Annotated in this window: 23 protein-coding genes and 1 tRNA gene; 9 read left to right on the plus strand and 15 right to left on the minus strand. The window is 62.0% G+C overall.

The genetic code is table 11. The features are described from left to right. Window positions 1–13: 13 nt before the first annotated feature. On the minus strand, window positions 14–1,474 hold the full coding sequence (locus ABVQ20_RS26530; protein WP_354462620.1) for a phospholipase D-like domain-containing protein: 1,461 nt from the start codon (window positions 1,472–1,474) through the stop codon (window positions 14–16). 35 nt (window positions 1,475–1,509) lie between these two features. On the opposite strand from ABVQ20_RS26530, the gene ABVQ20_RS26535 reads away from it, so the two are divergent. Further along, window positions 1,510–1,755: a hypothetical protein gene (locus tag ABVQ20_RS26535; RefSeq protein WP_354462621.1), complete on the plus strand. Its 246-nt coding sequence runs from the start codon at window positions 1,510–1,512 to the stop codon at window positions 1,753–1,755. Between the two features lie 97 nt (window positions 1,756–1,852). On the opposite strand, the gene ABVQ20_RS26540 is transcribed toward ABVQ20_RS26535, so the two are convergent. From ABVQ20_RS26540 to ABVQ20_RS26575, 8 genes are all read right to left on the minus strand, one after another. Beyond that, window positions 1,853–3,463, minus strand: a complete 1,611-nt coding sequence (locus ABVQ20_RS26540; protein ID WP_354462622.1) for a 5-guanidino-2-oxopentanoate decarboxylase — start codon at window positions 3,461–3,463, stop codon at window positions 1,853–1,855. 20 nt (window positions 3,464–3,483) lie between these two features. After that, window positions 3,484–4,203 carry an HpcH/HpaI aldolase family protein gene (locus tag ABVQ20_RS26545; protein ID WP_354462623.1) on the minus strand — a complete coding sequence of 240 codons (720 nt, stop codon included), beginning with the start codon at window positions 4,201–4,203 and terminating at the stop codon, window positions 3,484–3,486. Next, window positions 4,196–4,891, minus strand: a complete 696-nt coding sequence (locus ABVQ20_RS26550; protein ID WP_354462624.1) for an RraA family protein — start codon at window positions 4,889–4,891, stop codon at window positions 4,196–4,198. Before ABVQ20_RS26550 ends, ABVQ20_RS26545 begins: the two co-directional genes overlap by 8 nt. 8 nt (window positions 4,892–4,899) lie before the next feature. After that, entirely contained in the window at window positions 4,900–6,018 is a 1,119-nt protein-coding gene (locus ABVQ20_RS26555; RefSeq protein WP_354462625.1) for an ABC transporter ATP-binding protein, read from the minus strand. Between the two features lie 77 nt (window positions 6,019–6,095). Next, window positions 6,096–7,124, minus strand: a complete 1,029-nt coding sequence (locus tag ABVQ20_RS26560; protein ID WP_354462626.1) for a polyamine ABC transporter substrate-binding protein — start codon at window positions 7,122–7,124, stop codon at window positions 6,096–6,098. Between the two features lie 35 nt (window positions 7,125–7,159). Beyond that, window positions 7,160–7,945, minus strand: a complete 786-nt coding sequence (locus ABVQ20_RS26565) for an ABC transporter permease (protein WP_354462627.1) — start codon at window positions 7,943–7,945, stop codon at window positions 7,160–7,162. After that, window positions 7,942–8,799: an ABC transporter permease gene (locus ABVQ20_RS26570; RefSeq protein WP_354462628.1), complete on the minus strand. Its 858-nt coding sequence runs from the start codon at window positions 8,797–8,799 to the stop codon at window positions 7,942–7,944. The genes ABVQ20_RS26565 and ABVQ20_RS26570 overlap by 4 nt, the downstream gene beginning before the upstream one ends. A 1-nt stretch (window position 8,800) precedes the next feature. Beyond that, window positions 8,801–9,487 (minus strand): GntR family transcriptional regulator, encoded by a 687-nt coding sequence (locus ABVQ20_RS26575; protein WP_354462629.1) that lies wholly within the window; start codon window positions 9,485–9,487, stop codon window positions 8,801–8,803. Window positions 9,488–9,682: 195 nt separating this feature from the next. Here ABVQ20_RS26575 and ABVQ20_RS26580 point away from each other — a divergent pair, with 195 nt between their 5' ends. Continuing rightward, on the plus strand, window positions 9,683–10,324 hold the full coding sequence (locus ABVQ20_RS26580) for a hypothetical protein (RefSeq protein ID WP_354462630.1): 642 nt from the start codon (window positions 9,683–9,685) through the stop codon (window positions 10,322–10,324). A 563-nt stretch (window positions 10,325–10,887) separates the two neighbouring features. On the opposite strand, the gene ABVQ20_RS26585 is transcribed toward ABVQ20_RS26580, so the two are convergent. Next, window positions 10,888–10,964: transfer RNA gene (locus ABVQ20_RS26585), tRNA-Met, on the minus strand. Between the two features lie 238 nt (window positions 10,965–11,202). On the opposite strand from ABVQ20_RS26585, the gene ABVQ20_RS26590 reads away from it, so the two are divergent. Further along, entirely contained in the window at window positions 11,203–12,168 is a 966-nt protein-coding gene (locus tag ABVQ20_RS26590; RefSeq protein ID WP_354462631.1) for a Gfo/Idh/MocA family protein, read from the plus strand. A 281-nt stretch (window positions 12,169–12,449) separates the two neighbouring features. Here the strand turns inward: ABVQ20_RS26590 and mnmA are convergent, their stop codons facing one another. Then, complete coding sequence (mnmA, locus tag ABVQ20_RS26595) at window positions 12,450–13,640, minus strand: tRNA 2-thiouridine(34) synthase MnmA (protein ID WP_354462632.1); 1,191 nt, start codon at window positions 13,638–13,640, stop codon at window positions 12,450–12,452. A 257-nt stretch (window positions 13,641–13,897) separates the two neighbouring features. Between mnmA and sciP the strand changes: the two genes are divergently transcribed. After that, on the plus strand, window positions 13,898–14,173 hold the full coding sequence (gene sciP, locus ABVQ20_RS26600; RefSeq protein ID WP_006203587.1) for a CtrA inhibitor SciP: 276 nt from the start codon (window positions 13,898–13,900) through the stop codon (window positions 14,171–14,173). Window positions 14,174–14,239: 66 nt separating this feature from the next. Here sciP and ABVQ20_RS26605 read toward each other — a convergent pair whose 3' ends face one another. Beyond that, the gene (locus ABVQ20_RS26605; RefSeq protein ID WP_354462633.1) at window positions 14,240–15,166 is read right to left on the minus strand and encodes an NADP-dependent oxidoreductase; all 927 of its coding nucleotides are present in this window, start codon (window positions 15,164–15,166) and stop codon (window positions 14,240–14,242) included. 89 nt (window positions 15,167–15,255) lie between these two features. Here ABVQ20_RS26605 and ABVQ20_RS26610 point away from each other — a divergent pair, with 89 nt between their 5' ends. After that, window positions 15,256–15,645, plus strand: coding sequence for a winged helix-turn-helix transcriptional regulator (locus ABVQ20_RS26610; protein ID WP_354462634.1), 390 nt, complete (start codon window positions 15,256–15,258; stop codon window positions 15,643–15,645). A gap of 174 nt (window positions 15,646–15,819) precedes the next feature. Here ABVQ20_RS26610 and ABVQ20_RS26615 read toward each other — a convergent pair whose 3' ends face one another. After that, window positions 15,820–16,197 (minus strand): flagellar export protein FliJ, encoded by a 378-nt coding sequence (locus ABVQ20_RS26615; RefSeq protein ID WP_227349689.1) that lies wholly within the window; start codon window positions 16,195–16,197, stop codon window positions 15,820–15,822. Between the two features lie 450 nt (window positions 16,198–16,647). Here ABVQ20_RS26615 and ctrA point away from each other — a divergent pair, with 450 nt between their 5' ends. Beyond that, on the plus strand, window positions 16,648–17,343 hold the full coding sequence (ctrA, locus tag ABVQ20_RS26620; RefSeq protein ID WP_006203583.1) for a response regulator transcription factor CtrA: 696 nt from the start codon (window positions 16,648–16,650) through the stop codon (window positions 17,341–17,343). An 83-nt stretch (window positions 17,344–17,426) separates the two neighbouring features. On the opposite strand, the gene ABVQ20_RS26625 is transcribed toward ctrA, so the two are convergent. Continuing rightward, entirely contained in the window at window positions 17,427–17,795 is a 369-nt protein-coding gene (locus ABVQ20_RS26625) for a response regulator (protein ID WP_354462635.1), read from the minus strand. 19 nt (window positions 17,796–17,814) lie between these two features. Between ABVQ20_RS26625 and ABVQ20_RS26630 the strand changes: the two genes are divergently transcribed. Continuing rightward, on the plus strand, window positions 17,815–17,967 hold the full coding sequence (locus ABVQ20_RS26630) for a hypothetical protein (protein WP_354462636.1): 153 nt from the start codon (window positions 17,815–17,817) through the stop codon (window positions 17,965–17,967). 141 nt (window positions 17,968–18,108) lie between these two features. On the opposite strand, the gene chpT is transcribed toward ABVQ20_RS26630, so the two are convergent. After that, window positions 18,109–18,738, minus strand: a complete 630-nt coding sequence (chpT, locus tag ABVQ20_RS26635; protein ID WP_354462637.1) for a histidine phosphotransferase ChpT — start codon at window positions 18,736–18,738, stop codon at window positions 18,109–18,111. A 343-nt stretch (window positions 18,739–19,081) separates the two neighbouring features. Between chpT and ABVQ20_RS26640 the strand changes: the two genes are divergently transcribed. After that, window positions 19,082–19,663 (plus strand): DUF1134 domain-containing protein, encoded by a 582-nt coding sequence (locus ABVQ20_RS26640; protein ID WP_435528432.1) that lies wholly within the window; start codon window positions 19,082–19,084, stop codon window positions 19,661–19,663. Window positions 19,664–19,816: 153 nt separating this feature from the next. Beyond that, window positions 19,817–20,989 (plus strand): coiled-coil domain-containing protein, encoded by a 1,173-nt coding sequence (locus tag ABVQ20_RS26645; RefSeq protein WP_354462639.1) that lies wholly within the window; start codon window positions 19,817–19,819, stop codon window positions 20,987–20,989. The last annotated feature ends 3 nt before the right edge of the window (window positions 20,990–20,992 follow it).

Raw genomic sequence — 20,992 nt, forward strand, 5'->3', positions numbered from 1 at the left:
GCTCGTAAAAGAGCTAGAGATAGGGCGAGCCAAGCCATAGCAGCTTGTCGAGCAGGCGGATGACGAACGGCCGAGCCCTCAAGGTCTCGAGGGTTACCGGTGTGGCGGACGCCATGGCCGATCCGATCCGGCTTTCAATCTCCGCGGCAAAGCCGGCATCGAGAACCTCCAGGTCGATCTCAAAGTTCAGCCGCAGCGATCGGGCGTCGAGGTTGGAAGAACCGACATAGGTCCATACGCCATCGATCGACAGCAGCTTCGAATGATCGAAGGCGCCATTCGCGCGCCAGATGCGGCAATAATTCTTCAGGATCTGGTCGAATTGCGCGGTCATCGCACGATCGACGAGGAAGAGATTGTTCACCGCCGGAACCACGACATCGATCTCGACGCCGCGCCTGGCCGCTGTCGTCAAGGCGCTGATCAGCTCTCGGTCGGGCAGGAAATAGGGCGACATGATGCGGATCGATTTGCGGGCGACCGAGAAGGCGCCGATCAGCAATTTGTGGTTTGTTTCGATGCTGCCATCAGGACCGGAGGCAATTGCCCGCGACATCATCGGCAGTCCGGGGGCTGGCGAAAGTGGAGCCACCAGCCACTCGTCGCCCTTGAGAGCTTCTTTGGTGGCGAAGCGCCAGTCCTCGGCTGCGATCGAAAACAGGTCGGCCACGATCGGCCCGGTGACGTGAAAATGCGTATCGTGGGCAACGGCGGTGCCGACAAGCTCGGCGGAGAACGCCTTGCGGATGTTCATCCCGCCGGTAAAGGCGACCGCGCCGTCGACCACCAGGATTTTCCGGTGCGTTCTCAGGTTGGCATAAGGCAGGCGCAGTCCCATCACGATGTTGCCGTTGAAGAGGGCGGCAGTGACATTGGCGTCGCGCAGATGGCCGATAATGCTGGGGACGGAGTACCGGGCCCCGACAGCATCGATCAGCACGCGCACGCTGACGCCGCGCCGCACGGCTTCGGCGAGCGCCTCGACGAAAAGCAGACCGATGGCGTCATTGTCGAAGATGTAGGTTTCAAGCAGGATGCTGCGCCGCGCGCCGCCAATCGCCGCGCACATCGCCGAATAGGCCTCGTCTCCCGTCTTCAACACCGCAATTGCGTTTCCCGGAGTCAGGGCACGCCGCGCCACCCTGTCGCCCAGTATCTTCAGGCCGGTGAAGCGCGGGCCATATTGCTCGACGACCAGGTTTTCGGCGGCCTCGGTGCGAAGCGCGTCCGCCGCCGTCGCGCTGCCTGGAAGCAGCCGCTGCGCGCTGATCGACGCGCGACGAATGCGATTGATGCCCGCCACCGCATAGACCAGCACGCCGATGATGGGCGACAAGAGCATGACGCCGACCCATCCGGTGGCTGAGCGCACGTCCTCCTTGGTCATGGCGGCATGCGCGATGCCGACCGTCGCCATCACCACCGAGATGATCGCGAGAATCTGAGGCCAGTGAGTCGCCAGGGTCTGCCACATGGCCAAGACTATCCAGCGAGCGATTGCAGAACGCAATGCAGCCCATCACGCTTCGGTGGCCTTCAGGGCTGGAGAACCGAGCTTTCCGCTTGGTTCCACTCCGGGGCGGCTTCCGCAACACGCCGGCTCAATTCGGCAAGGAACCTGTCGAGGTCGGCTGCAAGCTCATCTTCGGATTCGAGGCCGATGCTCAGGCGCAGCAAAAGGTTCAAGCTGTCGAGGGGCTAGAACGCGTGCAGAAGCGACGCCCGGTGCATGGCGCGCAGAAGCGCGCCGCGTGAATCCGTTCAACGCGACGCGCAGTAACCTGGCCGAGACCACCTGGTATCTTAGGGCGGCCAGGCCGCCCCCAATGACCTGTAACGTCCCATCTGGCGCTCAGTCCTGGCGCAGGAAGGCGGCGTCCTCGCGCAGCACGACAACGGTCGGCCTCTGTGCGGAGAAGCCGTCGCGCAGCGCGGCTTCCAGTTCGCCGGTGCTTTGCGGGCTGGCGGTGAGACAGCCATAGGCCTCGGCGAGTTTGATGAAATCCGGATTGTGCTGGTTGACGCCGATGGTGGGGATGTCGCGGGCGATCATGCCGTCGCGGATCTGAGCGAGGCTGTCATTGTTCCAGAGCAGTACGACCAGCGGCAGCTTCTGCTCGACCGCGGTGCCGAGCTCCTGCAGCGTGAACTGGAAGCCGCCGTCACCGACGATCGCCATCACCGGCCGGTCCGGCGCAGCGATCTGTCCACCGATCGCCGCCGGCAAGGCATAGCCCAGTGTGCCGTAGCCTGCCGGGAAGAACCATTGCTTTGGCCTTTCGGTGGGGAAGAAGGCATAGCCGGTGTAGGCGAGCTGCGTCATGTCGGTGTAGACGACGCCATCGGCGGGCAGAGCGCGGCGAAGCGCGTCCAATACCTTGACGTGCTTGCGTTCCAGCGGGGTCAGTGCGGCCCGCTCGGTTGCCCGGACACTGGCGATTTCGTTCGAACCGCTGAAGCCACCCGCGGTGACCTGGGGCAGGGCGGACAGGATCATGTCGATCGCTTCGCTCGAATCGGCGTGCAGCGCCACCGTCGCGTCATAGTCGCGAGCGAGAGCCGCCGCGTCGATGTCGATGCGGATGATCTTGCCGGTCATCGGCAGGGGACCGTCCAGCCAGATGTCGGGCTCCGCCAGTTCGGTGCCGATGCAAAGCACGACATCGGCGGAGGCGATCAGAGCCTGGGTGGCCGGCCGGTCGAGCGTGGCTTCCAGGGCAAGCGGATGCGAATCCGGGATCGCGCCCTTGCCGGCGATGGTCGGCACGACAGCGGCGCCGACCATCTCCGCCAGCTTGCGCAACCGATCGCTGGCGCCGAGGCTGCCACCGCCGGCGATGATCACCGGCCGTTTCGCCGACGCGAGCAGCTTCGCGGCCTCTGCCGCATCCTCGGCGACAGGCGCGGGCCGGCCGCGTGCGCTACGCCGCGTCACCGGCTTGTCGTCCATTGCCTTGAACACGTCGAGCGGAATGGAAATGTGCACGGGTCGCGGGCGTCCGGTCTCGAATACGGCGAAGGCGCGCGCCACCAGTTCGCGCACCTGCTCGGGATCAGAGGCGATCGCGGAGAACGCCGTCAGCGGCGCGGTCACCTGAGACTGATCGGTGATTTCATGCAGGCGTCCGCGCCCCATGCCGAGGTCCTTGTTGGCGGCGACGCTCGAAATCAGCAGCACCGGCACGCTGTCCGAATAGGCCTGGCCGAGCGGGGTGGCGGCATTGGTGACGCCCGGTCCCGAGATCAGCAGGCAGACGCCGGGGCGGCCGGACATGCGGGCATAGCCATCGGCCATGAAGCCGGCGCCCTGCTCATGGCGTACGCCGATGTGGCGGATGCCGGCGGCATTCATGCCGCGATAGGCCTCCAGCGTGTGCACGCCGGGCATGCCGAAGACAGTATCCACGCCATAGGCTCGCAAGAGCTGCATCAACCGGCTGCCACAGGAAATCGCGTCGGACATTTTCATCTCTCTCTTCGGGTTCATTTCGCGGCGTCGGCGAGGCCGGACAGGATCGCACCATATTCGTCGGCGACGACGAGCAGACCGGCGCCGAGCTCCAGCGCGGCCGTCCGCTCGGTGCGCGTCCAGGCCGGCATGATCCACGGCTTGCCCGCCGCGCTCGCGGCGGCGGCGATCCGCCGGATGGCGGCCTTGTCCTCGCCGGTGTTGCGATAGGCGCCGCGCCCACTGTCCAGCGACAGATCGCTCGGCCCGACGAACACGCCGTCAACGGTCGGCAAGGCCAGAATGGCCTCGACGTCGTTCAGCGCGGCCGCCGATTCGATCATCGGATAGCAGCGTGTGTTGATGTTTTCCCGCTCGTAATAGTCGGGCGAAACGACATTGTAGCGTGCGGGACGCGTGCCGGAGAAACTGCGATTGCCGAGCGGCGGGTATTTTGCCGAAAGCGTGACACGGCGCGCATGTTCGAGGTCGCCGATATGCGGAATGATGACGCTGTCGCAGCCCATGTCGAGCGCCTGCTGGATAGGGATCGCTTCAGGCCCGAGCACCTTGGCGTGCATTTTCATGCCCAGCGCCTTGCCGAGCGCGACGATGCGGTCGGTGGCCTCGAGATCGAAGAGGCCGTGCTCGATGTCGAGCACGATATGCCGGTAGCCGATGTCATGGGCGATCTCCATCATCGCCTGATGCGGGGTCGACAGCCATACGGCGAAATGTTCGATCTGCTCAGCCATGCGACGCCTGATCCTTCTTGTTGCGTTCGGCGATCATGCCGTCGATGTCGACGAGATCCTGCAGGCGTGCTCCGGCCTCGATTTTTCGCACCCAGCTGCCTTCATCCTCCTGGTCGAACAGCGCCACGGACGTGACCCCGTCGACCTGTTCGGGTGGCAGCACGAGGATGCCGCAATCGTCTGCGAGCACCGCGTCGCCAGGGTTGACGACGACGCCGCCGCAACCGATCGGAATATTGAAGCCGCCACCCAGGTTGAGCAGCTTGGTGGTGATCGGCGACACGCCACGCGCCCATGTCGGCACGCCGGCGACGCGGATCGCTGCGGGATCGGTGACGACGCCATCGATGATGACGCCCGCGAGGCCGCGCACCTTGGCCACCGCCGCCATGAAGCCGCCCCACGGCGCATGCCGCTCATCGCCGGCACGGTCGATCACCAGTATGTCGCCTGGCCGCACACGGTCCATCGCGTAGTACAGCAGTGTGGAGTCGGCACCGGGGATCGACACCGTCACGGCAGTTCCGGCAACGCGGACGCCGTCGATCAGCGGCCGGATGTCGGTGCGCATGAAACGGTCGTGCAGATAATGACCGACGGTCGCTGCCTCGACCCTTGCGAGACGCTCGATCAGCGAGCGATCGAGCGGGGGAGGGATCTGTTTGATCCTGTAGGAACGTATGCTCATCGAATGTCCTAGTCTTTCAGGAGGTGAATGGCTGCGGAGGGGCAGGAGACCGTGACCGGTTGCCCGATGGCGACCGTGTCCGCGCCGTCGGTGTTGCGCGCACGCACGGTAATGGTCTCTCCACTGGCGAGGCGTACGGCATAAAGCCGATCGGTGCCGATGTAGACGGTCCCGGCGACCGACCCGGCGAAGCACGTCGCCGCGGACCCGTCGGCCGAGGCAAAGCTCAATGCTTCGGGGCGGACGGCGAGCGTGCAGGATTGATCGACGTCGAATGCCCTGTTCGCGCGCAGCGAAAAGGCGGCACCGCCGGCCTCGACTTCGAAAAGGCCGTCGCGCTTGCCACTTACCGTGGCCGCCAGCATGTTCATGTCGCCGATGAAGCCGGCGGTGAAGCGATCCGCGGGACGCTCGTAGATGCCGATGGGATCGTCGACCTGCCGCACCAGGCCTGCGCTCATGACCGCGATGCGGTCCGACATGGTCAGGGCTTCTTCCTGGTCGTGGGTCACGAAGACGAAGGTGATGCCCAGCCTGCGCTGCATCTCCTTTACCTCGAGCTGCATCTCGCGCCGCAGTTTCAGGTCCAGCGCGCCAAAAGGTTCGTCGAGCAGGAGTACGGACGGCTCATTGACGAGGGCACGCGCCAGCGCCACGCGCTGCTGCTGGCCGCCCGAGAGTTCCGACGGCTTGCGCCTGGCAGCGTGGCGCATGCGCACCAGGTCGAGCGCGGCGCAGACCCGATCGCCGCGATCCGCGCGCGGCACGCGTTTGACCGCCAGGCCGAAGGCGACATTGTCCTCGACGTTCAGATGCGGAAACAGCGCGTAACTCTGGAAGACGGTGTTCACGTTGCGCAGATGCGCCGGAAGGTCGGAGACATCCTGGCCCTGCAGCAGGATCCTGCCCTTGGTCGGCGTCTCGAAGCCGGCGATCATGCGCAATGTCGTGGTCTTGCCGCAGCCCGACGGGCCGAGGAACGTGAAGAACTCACCCGCCGCGATGGTCAGGTTCATGTCGTCGACAGCCAATTGCTGCGACGCCCCGTCGAACGCCTTGCTGACGCCGATCAACTCGATCGCCGGGCGACCCGTGCCGCCCGCGAGGTTTTTCTGCTCGATGGTCATCTACAAATCCGGCTTGTTGCGGTGCTGCTCCAGGCCAGGCGGCAGGAAGCCGCCCAGCCTTTCGCGGTTAGGCCCCCTCATTGCGCCGTTTTCACCTTCGTCCAGCCGTCCTGGTAGAGTTTCGTGGCATCGCCGGTGTCGAGGATGAAGTCGACTTTCTTGAGCGAATCCGCCGGCGGATAAATCGCCACGTTGCCGGAAACCTCCTTCGGCAGCAGCGCCTTGGCGGCGTCGATCACCGTTGCCGATTTGCTGAGATTGGCTGCCTTGGCAGCGACCTCCGGTCGCATGATGTAGTCGATGAACTTGTGGGCGGCATCGACATTCTTGGCGCTCTTGGGGATCGCAAATCCGTCGATCCACATCGAGCCACCCTCTTGCGGAATCACGTAGCGCACATTCGGGCTCTCGCTGAGGATCTGCGTGATGTTGCCATTCCAGGCCTCGACGATGCAAGCTTCGCCGGACGCCACCAGCTCGGCGAAGTTGGTGCTGTTGTAGCCGCCGAGCACCTTCTTCTGCTCGATCAGCGATTGCGTCGCCTTTTCGATCTCGGCCGCATTCGTGGTGCCGGCACGGAAGCCGTTGACCTGGAGGCCGACGATGTAAGCGGCCAGCATGTTGTCCAGCATGTAGACGCGGCCTTGATACTGGGGGTCCCACATCGCCTTCCAACTGGTGATCGGCTGCTTTACGCAATCGGTGTTGTAGGCGAGCCCGGTGGTGCCCCAGATGTAAGGCACGGAGTGTTTTTGGCCGGCATCGTAGGAGACGTTCTTGAAGTCCTCCGAAAGGTTGGAAAGATTAGGTATCTTGGAATGGTCGAGTTCCAGCAGCAGCCCCTGCTTCGACAAGACCTGCACGGTGTACTGGCTTGGCTCGATCAGGTCGAAGCCCGAGGCGCCGGCGGAGAGCTTGGCCATCATGGTCTCGTTGGAATCATAGGTGTCCATCGTCGTGGCGATGCCGGTTTCCTTGGCGAAATCGTCGACGATTTCCTGCGGCAACTCGCTTGCCCAGGCATAGATGTGAAGTTCCTCGGCAGAGGCGGCCAGGCTTGCAGCCAGCAGCGCCGTGGTGGCGAGAAGCAGTTTGTATTTCATCATGGCAGTTCCCCTTTGTTTTGGGTGCGTCTAGCGGCCTAGCGCACCGTCTTTAGATAGCGTCCCAGCACCAGCAGGATCGCCAGCACGTTGACGCCGATGAGAATGGTTCCGAGCGCGTTGATCTTGGGAGTGAGCCCCGTCTTGAGCATCGCGTAGATCTGGATCGGCAGCGGCGTTGTTCCGACGCCCGACACGAAGGTCGACATGACGAAGTTGTCGAAGGAAATGACCAGCGAAAGCAGGACCGCGGACAGTATGGCAGGCGCCAGCAGCGGCAGCGTGACGCGCATGAAGATCTGCCGGCTGTTGGCGCCGAGATCCGCAGCCGCCTCGTCGAGGCGCGGGTCCAGTCCGGCCGCGGCGGCGCGCACGATCAGGAAGGTGAACGGCGCCGAAACAAGCGTGTGTCCGGCGACCAGCGTCGAATAGCCCAGCGTGACGCCCGACCAGACCGTGGCGACAAGCAGCCCGACCGCCAGCACGATCTCGGGCAGAACCAGTGGCGCGATCAGGACGGTGGAGAACAGGTTCTTGGCGGGGAATTTCCGCTTCACGACCGCGAGCGCAGCGCTGGTGCCGATCACCGTGCTCAACAGCGCCGAGATGGACGCCACGATGGCGCTGACCTTGATGCTTGCCTGCAAGCCGCGGTCGCTGAAGACCTGCGCGTACCAGTCGAGCGAGAACCCGGTCCAGACCACCGTGGAGCGGCCGCTGTTGAACGAATAGGCGACCAGGATCACCAGCGGTGCGAACAGGAATACATAGCCGGCAAATGTCAATACCGGGACGAACAGCGATGACGGACGGAATCTTGTCATGCCCGCGCCGCCTCGACCCGGCTGAGCAGCCGCATGTAGAAGATGATCACCACCGACGACAGCACCAGCATCACCACCGACACGGCCGCGCCGAGCGGGATGTTGCGAAATTCGAGGAACAGCTGGACGATCAGGTTGCCGAGAATGATGCTCTTGCCGCCGCCGAGCAGAACAGGAATGGCATAGACGCCCATCGCTGGCACGAAGACGAACAGGATTGCCGCCATGACGCCGGGCAGCGAAAGCGGAAAGGTTACCCGCCAGAACGCCTCCAAAGGGCTGGCGCCGAGGTCGTTGGCGGCCTCGATCAGGCGGCGGTCGATGCTGTTCAGCGAGGCATAGATCGGCAGGACGGTGGTCGGCAGGAAGGCATAGAGCATGCCGACCAGCACCGCCGGATAGGTGCCGATCATGCGGATGGGCTCATCGACAATGCCAACTCCGGTCAGAAGTCCATTGAGCGTGCCGTTGCGGCCGAGCAACACCATCCAGCTCGACATGCGGATCATGAAATCGACCCAGAACGGAATGAGCAGCAGTGCCAGCAGCAGAGTGGCATAGCGACCGGCGCGGAAGACGATGAAGTAGGCGATCGGGTAGCCAAGCAGGACGGAGATTGCGGTGGAGGCGAGGGCTAGGCGCAGCGAATTGAGGAAGATCGGCAGGTAGGTCGCCTGGAACAGTTCGCGGTAGCTGTCGAGTGAGAAGCCGGTGACGACGGCGCCATAGGCGTCGCGTCCGGCAAAGCTGTAGGCGACGACGATGAACAGCGGAATGGCCAGCAGCAGCACGGCCATGATCAGCGAGGGAGCGAGCATCGCCAGCGTGGTCAGGCTGTATGCTCGCTGGCTCATCTCACGCCTCCGTCGTCTGCCGAGCGGGCGGCACCTTGGCGGGGCGCACCACATCCACCCCGCTGATCGTCAGGTGATCGCGCATGGCCCGCTCGGCTCGGTCGGGATCGTGCGCTTCCAGCGCCGAGCGGATGGCGTCGAAATTGTCGAGCTCGTCCTGCATCAGCGTGACCGGCATATGCGAGACGTAGAGGCTGCGCACGGACAGAGCGTAGAGGCGGGTCAAAGCCTGGGCGAGATAATGGTTGCCGCTCGCCTGTGCCACCAGCCGATGCATGCGTTCGTCGATGCCGAGATGCCAGTTTATGTCCGGCTGGCGCTCGTCCACTCCGGCCCGCGCCTCCGACATCAGCGCCGCGAACTCGGCAAGCTGCGCCGGCGTGATGCGCACGGCGGCCATCCGCACGGAAAGGATTTCCGAGTGCAGGCGGAATTCATGCAGATGGAAGAAGTCGGCAGCCGATGTCGCCGACACGAAATAGCCGCGCTGCGGCACCGACAGGACGAGATCCTCCTGCGCGAGACGCTGCAGCGCCTCCCGCAGCGGCGTGCGCCCGACCGAGAGCATTTCCATGCATTCACGTTCGTTGATCGGCGAGCCGGGTTTCAAATCGGCGCGAATGATGGCGGTCCGCAGCCCCTCATAGGCGGTGTCGCTTTGGCGTTTCTTGGGTGCGCTTGCGAGCATTGGTTGCCATATATCGAAAATATATTTTCAATATACAATCGCAGGAGCGGTGGCCTGTCAACCCTCTGCCTGCTCGACAAGGGCCGCGGCCGATGGCGGCCGGAGGCAGCCCAGATTGTGAGAAGCTGCTGGGCATGGGGGGCATCAGCCTGTGCTCGCCCTCAAAGAGGGCTGAGCTCACAGGTTGTTCCGGAATTGAAGGATGTTCCGGATCGTTATGCAAACCAGTTTCTGCTCCGCGGGCTGATCCCGTCGGACCTGTTTGGCGCGCCGCAGCTGCTTCGCTTCACCCTGCCGATCGCCACGGCACCGGAGTTTCCGGACGGCTATGTGACGGGCCTGGGCGATCTGACGCTCATGGATATCTTCGTCTTCCCGGGGAAAACCGTTTCATTCGGCGCCGGTCCCCTCGTCGTCCTGCCAACCGCAACCGATGAGGCGCTCGGCGCCGGGAAATGGCAGGCCGGGGCGGTTGGCCTGGTCATCGCCCCGCAAAGCTGGGGCCTGCTCGGGGGGCTTGCGACATATCAAGCTTCATTCGCCGGCCAAAGTGACCGCGAGAACGTATCGACAGCTACCTTTCAGCCAATCGTGAACTACAACCTCAAGGACGGTTTCTACCTGCGATCCTCCGCAACCTGGAACTTCGGCCTCGAAAATGGCGACTACGCGATCCCCGTCGGGTTCGGCATCGGCAAAGTCTTCCAGGTCAGCGACAAGGTCACCATGAACGCGTTCGTCGAGCCGCAATACACGGTTTTCAGCAGAGGCAGGGGAAACCCTGTCTGGCAGATTTTCGCTGGCGTGAATTTCCAGTTCTCCCTGGCGAAGAAGTAGGTCTCTTGCCGAGCGGCTTTGCCGCCGCTATCCGCCAGAGCCTCCAGCAAGAATTGTCAAATGCAGACTCGGCTGCGGTTTTCCTCATGCTTTGGCTCGGGTCGGACCAATGTCTACTGCCTTCCTGAACGGGTGGCCTTTATTCTTCGGTCAGTGCGATGCAGGCTTCGTCAACGGTGCTGCCAGCCGCGTCGCGGTGGTGCTTCGAATGGGATTGCAGGGTGGCTGCGATGGCCTTCCCCTGGCAGAAGCGGGACATAGTGTACTCCAGTTTTCCCGTAAGAACCCCGCAGCATACTCAATTCAGCCTCGCCGCCTGGATATTTTCTCCTACAGAGGCGAAATAACAGGTCTCAATTCCTTGATTGGGAGGGGATTGCGCTGAGATTCGTCACCTTCGGTTTGATCGCCGCCGAACGATGGCCATTTTGTGGACCGTCGTAGCCATAGCTAAGCGGATCGGGAAATGGTGCAGGAATGCTGTGTGCTATGAGAGAATTCGAAACATAAGGCAGGCCAGCTGCCTCATGTTTCGATAAATGTCTGATTTTCTTCAAGAACTTTGGTAGCGGGAGAGGGACTTGAACCCCCGACCCCAGGATTATGATTCCCGTGCTCTAACCAACTGAGCTACCCCGCCAGGGCGGTGAAAGGCCCGAAATCCGCCTTAAATCGAAAGGCATGTCGAGGCGTTCACCAAGGTCGGGCGGATATAAGGTTGGGAGGGTAAGCCTGTCAAGCATCGAAGCAACCAGTACGCCGGCATATTGTCATTCGCGAAAAGCTTCCCTGCCCAGGCATTTCAGCACAGGTGCCGGGGTTGAGTTCGACGGGGCACGCCGCTATGTCTCGGCCACGAATATTTCGAGTTCAACACGATGAAGCCGCGCATAGCAGTCCTCGGTTGCGGATACTGGGGCAGCAACCATATCCGCACCCTCAAGGCGCTTGGCGCCCTGCATGCCGTTTCCGACGCCAACCGCGCCCGCGCGGAAGGTTTCGCCAGCGAGCAGGATTGCCTGGCCATCGAGCCTGATCAGCTTTTCCTTCGCGACGATGTCGACGCAATCGTCATGGCGCTGCCGCCGCAATTCCACGCCGACCTCGCCGTGCGCGCCGTCGAACACGGCAAGGACGTGCTGGTGGAAAAGCCGATCGCGCTGACGGTCGCGGACGCCGAGCGTTCGGTGCAGGCGGCCAAGGACAATGGCCGCGTCTTCATGGTCGGCCATGTGTTGCGCTTCCACCCCGCCTTCGAGATGCTGAAGACGCTGATCGACAAGGGGGAACTGGGCGAGGTCAAATACATCCACTCGCACCGGCTCGGGCTCGGCAAGTTTCACACCGAGAACGACGCGCTGTGGGACCTGGCGCCGCATGATCTGTCGATGATCCTGGCGATCACCGGCACCGAGCCGATCGAAGTGCGCGGCGAGGGCGCGGCCCTTCTCGACAATCTCAGCGATTTCGCGCATCTGCACATGCGCTTTCCCAACGGCCTGCGCGGCCATCTCTTCGCGTCGCGGCTCAACCCTTATCGCGAGCGGCGGCTGACTGTTGTCGGAACCAAGGCGATGGCTGTCTTCGACGATGTCGAGCCCTGGGAGCGCAAGCTTGCCGTCTACCGCCACGCGGTGTGGCAGGACAGCGGCCAGTGGGCGTTCACCGCCAATGAGCCGTCCTATGTCGCGGTGGGCGAGGGCATGCCGCTGACGCGTGAACTCGAACATTTCATCCAGTGCATCGAGACCCGCGCCGAACCGCGCACCAGCGGCGAGGAAGCGATCAGGGTGCTGCGGATCCTGACCGCGGGCACCGTCACCCACAGCAGGTCCAATCCCTGAAAGAAAACGCCGCTGCTCTAGACTAAAGCGCGCCACGTCTGAACGGATTCATGCCGACGCGTTCTAGGGCTTTGTTTTTATGCATGTCGTTGTCCCAAAACCGCTGCGCACTTTTGGGCGACATGCACTAGAGTGGTTCATCGTTTCACGGAAACGCAGAACCGCTCTATCTCCCTATTTTAACGGAATTCCGGACGGAAAACCGCTACGCACTTTTCCTGTAATTGCACCAGGCGCCTGATCCGATTCGAACGGATCAGGTCGTAACGCTTGCCGCCTGCCTATTCGGCGGGAATCTGCGCCGGCCTGGCGGCGAGCCGGCTCAGCATCGCCTCGGCCTCGGCGCCGCGCTCGGAACGCTCGATGAAGCCGCCGCCAAACACGCGGGCCTCGTTGCCGTCGTCGGAATAGAGCACGCAGGCCTGTCCCGGCGCGATGCCGGACTCGCCGTCGGCCAATTCGACCGAGGTGACGCCGGCCTTGTGGCGCAGCATCGCCGGACGTGGCGGCCTGGTCGAGCGGACCTTGGCGAACAGTTCCAGCCCTGCCGGCGGGATGTCGGCCAGCGAACCGTCGCCCAGCCAGTTCATGTTGCGCAGATAGATCTTGTGCGTCTCCAGCGCCTCGCGCGGGCCAACGACGACGCGGGCCCGTTCTGCGTCGAGATGGACGACGTAGAGCGGCTCGCCCGAGGCGATGCCAATGCCGCGGCGCTGGCCGATCGTATAGCGCAATATGCCTTCATGGCGGCCGAGCACGCGGCCGTCGATGTGGACGATGTCGCCCGGATTGGCGGCGGTCGGCTTCAGCTTGGCGATGATGTCGGAATATTTGCCCTGCGGCACGAAGCAGATGTCCTGGCTGTCCTGCTTGGCGGCCACCGTCAGCCCCATCTCCTCGGCAATGGCGCGAACCTGCGGCTTCGGCAGGCCGCCGAGCGGAAAGCGCAGATAGTCGATCTGAGCCTGCGTGGTGGCGAACAGGAAGTAGCTCTGGTCGCGGTCGGCATCGACCGGCCGGAACAGCGCGCGGTGGGCGCCGTTGGCGCCGGAGCGGATGTAATGGCCCGTCGCCAGCGCGTCGGCGCCAAGTTCCTTGGCTGTGGCCAGAAGGTCGGCGAACTTGACCGTCTGGTTGCACGAGACGCATGGGATCGGCGTTTCGCCGGCAACATAGCTTTCGGCGAACGGATCGATGACCGCCTTGCGGAAACGCTCTTCATAGTCGAGCACATAGTGGGGAATGCCGAGGGTCTCGGAGACGCGGCGGGCATCATCAATATCCTGCCCGGCGCAGCAGGAGCCAGCCCGGTGTGTCGCCGCGCCATGGTCATAAAGCTGCAGGGTGACGCCAACGACGTCATAGCCCTCGCGCTTGAGAAGGCCGGCGACGACCGATGAATCGACGCCGCCCGACATGGCAACGACGATGCGGGTATCTTCAGGGCGTCCGGGAAGATCGAGACTGTTCATGGTTCTTTCATTCTGCACGGCGCTGAATGCCGATGGCCGGAATATAGGTCAAGCTTTCCGGGCGCGCCAGCTTTGAGGTCGCGCCGATTTTCACGGGCGAATTCCTCACATGTCGGCAGATGGTTCAAATGCCGGCGAAAAGACTAACGCAGCGTTCATGATCCTTACCTAGTCATTAGGGTCTGCTTAGGCAATTTTTAAAGCTGTGGCGGTAACGTGGTGGGGATTGGGTCTTTGAGTTTTTTGTAGAGAGTACGATGACCGATCTGGTTAGACCGCGAGTCAAATATGTTATCGGGCCTGACGGCAGCCCTCTTACGATTGCCGATCTGCCGCCGACGAATACGCGTCGCTGGGTCATCCGGCGCAAGGCGGAAGTGGTTGCAGCGGTGCGCGGCGGGCTTTTGAGCCTTGAAGAAGCGTGCCAGCGGTACAAGCTGACCACCGAGGAATTCCTGTCCTGGCAGGCGTCGATCGATGAATACGGCCTTGCCGGGCTGCGCACGACGCGCATCCAGCAATATCGACACTAGGCTGGTCTGACAAAGAAAAAGGGCGCGGTATCCGCGCCCTTTTGTTTCGCCGCGACGATTCTTGTTTCAGACCGTCAGCACCACCTTGCCGATCGGCCTGGTGCCGAGAAAGCTATGGGCCGCACCCGCCTGATCGAGCGGAAACGTCTTGGCCACGTGGACCACGAGTTTCTTTTCGTCGATCAGTTTGCCAAGTTCGATAAGACTGGCGCGGTCGGGCACCACGGACATGCGCTCGACACGAATGCCCTTTTCCTTGGCCTGCGCCTTGGCCGCGTCGCTGACATTGAGCAGCGAAACCAGCACGCCGCCCGCCTTGATCACCTTCAACGAGTGTTCGGCATGATCGCCGCCCACGGTCTCCAGCACCAGGTCGACATTGCCAACGCTGCCGGTGAAATCACCTTTGGTGTAGTCGATGACCTCGTCGGCGCCGAGCGAACGGACGAAATCCAGCTTTTCGGGGCTCGCCGTGGCGATGACATAGGCGCCCAGTGCCTTGGCGACCTGCACGGCCAGATGCCCGACGCCGCCGGCCGCGGCATGGATCAGCACGCGTTGGCCCGATTTCAATGCGCCATGGCGGACCAAGCCTTGCCAGGCCGTCAGCCCCGCCAGCGGCAGCGCCCCGGCGTGGACATGATCGATGCCTGCGGGCTTGGGGGCCATTTCATCCGCGGGCACTGCGGCCAGTTCGGCATAGGCCGCCGCCTGCTTGGGAAAGCGCGGCATGCCGAACACGGCATCACCGACCTTGAGGCCTGTCACGTCCGGGCCTAGCGCCTCGACGGTTCCCGATACATCCCAGCCGAGAATGAAGGGCGGTTCGCCGAGCAGCGGGAAATAGCCGGCGCGCACGGCGCCGTCGACCGGGTTGATGCCGGCCGCCTTGACGCGGACAAGCACTTCGCCGGCCTTGGGCTGTGGGTCGGGACGATCGGCGATGACAAGGACGTCGGGTCCGCCGACGGAATTCTGGATGATGGCACGCATGGAAGTCTCCTGCTTGTTCATGTGCCACTATCATTCGGATAGTAATAATCTCTTGTCTAGTATGTACCTTTTCTATATATAGGCACCCTATGGATAGTGAAGAGAGTTCCCCATTCGGCTATGATGCGTACCGGCGCACGTGTCCGTCGCACACGGTGCTGGAGATGCTGGCCAGCAAATGGGTTTACCTGGTGGTGTGCGCGCTGCGGCGGGGCCGGATGCGCAATGGCGAGCTTGCCCGCAAGCTCGAGGGTATCACACCAAAGATGCTGACGCAGACGCTGCGTGTCCTCGAACGCGACGGCCTTGTGCGGCGAGAAATCTTCCCGGTTATCCCGCCGCGCGTCGAGTACGAGCTCACCGAACTCGGCCAGAACCTGGCGGGGTTGCTCAGTCAGATAAGGGCCTGGTCGGAACAGCATGCGCCCGACATCAAGGAGGCGCGAGCCCGCGCGATCATGGAAGGGGAAGCTGCCTAAAACGTGTCGCGTCTGAAGAGATTCATGCGACCCACATCAGGTTCTTGATTCTTATGCATGTCGTTCGCCCAAAACCGGGGCTGCTTTCGGGCGACATGCAGTAGGGCGACGCATGCGCCCCTGATTCAGCCATTCGGATCGCCAGTCGCCGGCGCTTGCGCGGCGACTCTTGCCTCAGCCAATCATGGCGCTGCGGCCACCAATTTCCGTGTCGCGGATCTTGGTGTCGCGCGACTCCAGCATTTCCGCCTTGGACAGCTCCGCTTCAGCTTCGCCGAGTAGTGATTCGGCGGCACTTCGTTGCTGTGCGAGGTCGCTTTGCGAATTTCTGAGGTTGTCGCGGCGCAAGCGCGCCGCCTTGGCGAAGGTCGGATAGGCGAAATGGTTGATGTCGGTGATGCCAGCCTTCTTCTCTTCAGCGGTGATCTGAAGCTCCAGTTCGACGGCCATGCGTTCGAACTCGGCAATCATCATGTCGAGCTGCAGCAGCTGCCGGCGCTTCTCGTTCACCTGAAACTGTTTCAGACGAACGAGGTTTTCACGTGACTTCATGATTCGGTACTCCCGGAAACGCACACCCGCACATATCGTCCAATCCGCTCAGAAAGGCCCAAGCGTCACCCGTGTCCACCGGCTTTCCCCGAACTATGGGAAACAAAATCCTAAAGTTTTTTGCCGGCGGTAACCATTCGTTTACGGGCATTGTTAATCATACGGCTCAGGACTTAAGGCCGGGTAAAAATTCCGGCTAGCGATGCGGAGCGCGGCCGATGAGTCCCTTGAGTCACTTAGGCTGGATTATTAATGTGTTGCATTAGCGATTTGGGTCTGTGATTCATTATTAGATTCAAGAGGGTGTAGAAAGGGGTTAAAAAATCTGGTACCGTTATGGATGCGGAATTAGGTTTTGTTAACCATTCGATGGCAGCCTCTGCACTAGGCAATCACTGCTACCGGCCCGATGGGTCGCGAAATGGTCCGGCAGCAGAAAAGGGGAATGAAATGCGTGTTCTGCTGATTGAAGATGACAGTGCAACCGCACAGAGCATCGAGCTGATGCTCAAATCGGAAAGTTTCAACGTCTATACGACGGACCTCGGCGAAGAGGGGGTCGATCTAGGCAAGCTCTACGACTACGACATCATCCTTCTCGACCTCAACCTCCCGGACATGTCGGGTTATGAAGTGTTGAGAACACTGCGCCTGTCCAAGGTGAAGACGCCGATCCTGATCCTGTCCGGCATGGCCGGCATCGAGGACAAGGTGCGCGGCCTTGGCTTCGGCGCCGACGACTACATGACCAAGCCGTTCCACAAGGACGAGCTGGTGGCGCGAATCCACGCCATTGTGCGCCGTTCCAAGGGACATGCTCAGTCGGTCATCACCACTGGCGACCTGGTCGTCAATCTCGATGCCAAGACCGTCGAGGTCGGCGGACAGCGCGTGCACCTGACCGGCAAGGAATACCAGATGCTGGAGCTGCTCTCGCTGCGCAAGGGCACCACACTCACCAAGGAAATGTTCCTCAACCACCTTTATGGCGGCATGGACGAGCCGGAACTGAAGATCATCGACGTCTTCATCTGCAAGCTGCGCAAGAAGCTCGACGCGGCTTCCGGTGGCCAGAACTATATCGAGACGGTCTGGGGTCGTGGCTATGTGCTGCGCGAACCGGAAGATATTCGCGTCAGCGCCTGAGCGAAAACCGCTCGTTCGATTCGTTCCCCATGAAAACCCGGCCTTGGCCGGGTTTTGCTTTTATGCGTTGATGGTTGCGTGAATCAGGCGGCGACTTTCAAGGTGCGGAAACGCTCGAGCAGCTGCGGCCGGTTGAACGGCTTCAGCAGGTAGCCCTGAGCGCCGGCGCGCTTGGCCCGCATGATCGAACCCACGTCCAGTTCGACCAGGGAAATCAGGATCTGGGGTGTCACCGGGGCTTCCATGGCGCGCACGCGGCGGATGAAATCCACGGCCTGCATGTCGGGCAGGGCGCCATCGACGACAATGACATCGGGCATGTCGGCTGCGCACATCTCGACCGCGTCAAGCCCGCTGGCCGCTTCGATGACAATCATGTCGGAGCCGCCAAGGATGCGCTTTGCAACCTTGCGGATGACGCTTGAATCGTCGACGAACATGCAGCGTTTCATTCGGGGTCCTCTTTGCCATGTGGACGATCTGGGCCATGTGGACGATCTGGCAGCGGGGCATCTGGGCGCCACGCTAGAACAATCTGGTAAAGAAGCTGAAAAGCCATTAGGTAAAATTTTTGCAAAGATGCTCTTTGATGCGATTTATTCACCGATGCTTTCGACAGTCTGACGAAAGAATCTGGTTCAAATGGATTGCAATGCCCTGGAAGGTATTGCCCGAAGAGAATACTTCTATTTCTCTTTCGGACGATAAAATGCGATCCTGAAAGCCGTTTTGCGACCTTCAGGACAGCGCCTTTGATTGAAAATCTCAGGCTGCGGTAAAGGCGATTTCTTCCGCCGTGGCGTGGATCGATATCGTCATGTTGGCTTCGCGCGCCAGAAGCAGCGTGTAGTAGGGCTGCACGGAATGGGCGTCGATCGGTTCCTCGGGCTTATTGCCGGAATGCAGTTCCAGGAACTTTGGCGGCACGCGCAGCATCGGGCCGCTGGCGGCAAGCGCGAAGCGTGGTTCGGTTTCGAGATTCTCGAGCGTGACCGTCAGTTTGCCGCCACGCGGAATGGCGGCATTGGCGACGAGGAGGAGGTTGAGCAGCAGCTTGACCTTGTTCTTGGGCAGCAGCGCTCGGGTGCCGTTCCAGATCAGTTCGGGCTTCTCGTTCTTGAGGAAGGCGATTGCCACGGCCTCGGCGTCGCCGGTGTCGATCAGCATGCCGGCGGAGCCTGCGGCGCCGAAGGCGATACGGGCGAACTGCAGGCGGGCCGAAGCGTTTCTGGCGCTCTGGCGAATGAGCTTCATGGCGTCTTCGTCGGCGCCGCCTTCGTCGAGCAACTCAAGCCCGTTGTTTATGGCGCCAACCGGCGAAATGATGTCGTGGCAGACCCGGCTGCACAAAAGCGCTGCGAGGTCGGGTGCGGAAAGGGTGAACAGATCGGACATCGGCGAAAATCCCTGCAAAACTTCACAATTCATGGCCGAGCGATCGATTGTCTCGCCTGCCGACACGAATCACGCTTTTCTCCCCGGGACCCTGAATACACAGTGCCCGTGCGAGCAGCAACAAAACCAAAATTGTCGTTATCGAAAAATGGTGCGTTCACGCAGGGTACGACTGCCTGAGCGGTGCGAAACCAGCCTTCGAACCGCCACGTTCATGTGAGAGCTTAATGGTTGAAAAAGAATTACGGCATAGTTTGCCCGTAACAGTCATCCTTAACGGCCGCCAAAGAGCCGTGCGGGTGCGAGGCGTCGGCGAAAGTGCTCCATGACGGAGATTGGAAGCATGTTTTCCCGATATAACGGCCGGACTTTTTTCCGTGTCATCTCAATGACGATTGCGCTCATGGGTGTTCTCGTCTTTTCGACCTCGGCCCTGCGGGCCCAGGAATACACTGCTCAGGAGATCGTAGATTCCGGTCACAAATTCTTCGGCGCGACATCAGGCGGTCTGGCGACCGTCGTCGAGAAGATTTTCGCTTCCTACGGCTTGCCCAACGGCTATCTGCTGGGCGAGGAAGGTTCGGGTGCGCTGATCGGCGGCCTGACCTATGGCGAAGGCACGCTCTACACCAAGAATGCCGGCGATCACAAAGTATTCTGGCAGGGACCGTCGCTCGGCTGGGATTTCGGTGGCGAGGGCTCCCGGGTCATGATGCTGGTCTACAATCTCGACGATGTCGGCAACCTCTACAACCGCTATGGCGGCGTGGCCGGTTCCGCCTATGTCGTGGCCGGTGTCGGCTTCAATGTGCTGAAGAACAACAATGTGCTGCTGATTCCGATCCGTACCGGCGTCGGCGCCAGGCTGGGCATCAATCTCGGCTATCTCAAGCTGACCGAGCGGGCGACCTGGAATCCGTTCTGAGCCGCGTGTGGTTTGGCATCGGGATCCCATCCTTGAGGCCGTGAATCCGACCAATTGCCGCGGCAGACTCTTGCCGCGGCGCTGGATTTCCGTCATGCGAACGTGGCACAGTTCTGCTCTGGCTGTTGGTTGCCGTCCATACGGGTTGTCGCTTTGGTTCAGTCGATCCTGTTCTTCGCCCTTGGCTTTCTCGTTGCCGGCTTCCTGGCGCTGCTGGTGGCGCCGGCAATCTGGCGCCGCGCGGTTGCGCTGACGCGCAGGCGCGTCGAGGGTTCCATGCCGCTGACGCTTCCCGAAATCCAGGCCGACAAGGACCGCATCCGCGCCGAGTACGCCATGATAACGCGCCGGCTTGAAATCGATGTGAAGTCCTTGCGCGCGAAGTCCGCCGAACAACTCGTCGAGATCGGCCGCGCACGGGAAGCGCTGAAAGGCCTCGCGGTCGAGCGCAAGGACAAGAACGAGGCGCTTTCCGAACTGGAGGCCAAGAACGAGGCGCTGCGGCACCGCGAGGAGCAATTGCAGCGCTTGTCGGACAGGATGACGGAGACAGAGCGCAAGCTGGAGAAGCGGGCTTTGGAACTCGAGAAGCTGGAGAGCATGTATGACGACGCCAGTTTCTCCTCCAGCAGCCGCCAGATCGAACTGGTGGCGCGCGAATCCGAATTGCAGAAGCTGGCCGACGACATCGCGGCGTTGCGCGCCCAGCGCAAGGAGGCGGACCGGCGCAGCCAGGAGATCGCTGCCGAGAGCAAGGCGGCGCGAGATGCCTTGAAGGCGGAAAAGAAGAGAACCGGCGAGTTGGACAAGAAGATCGAGCGGCTGCTCGCCACGCTTGCCGATCGCGAGGACAAGCTCGAGCGCCGCGAAAAGGAGCTGATGCGGCTGCGTGAGAAGGCGAAGGGCGAGGGCGCGGACAATGCACCAGCCTTGCGGCTGGTCGAGGCGCAAGGCAATCCTGTCGATAAAGGCGCCAAGGGCGACGAAATCGAAAAGGCGATCGCCAGGCTCGACAGCGAGCGTGAGCGGCTGGAAGCCAGGTTGACGACGCTGGCTCGCGAGAACAAGCGGCTGAAGACGGATCTTTCCGCCTTCGAGGCGACGAAAGCCGCGAATGGCAACGACGCCAGCCATGCCAGCGCGGCATTGCGCGAACAGATGAGCGAACTGGCGGCGGAAGTCGTCAATCTGACGGCGAAGCTCGAGGGGCCGGATTCGCCGATCGCCAAGGCGCTGGCAACCCCGCAGGACGTGCGCCCTTCCAGCGGCGAACGCAGTCTTGCCGACCGTGTACGGGCACTGCAGAAGGCAGAATCGTCGAGCTGAGGG

The organism is Mesorhizobium shangrilense (genome assembly GCF_040537815.1).
Lineage (GTDB): Bacteria > Pseudomonadota > Alphaproteobacteria > Rhizobiales > Rhizobiaceae > Mesorhizobium > Mesorhizobium shangrilense.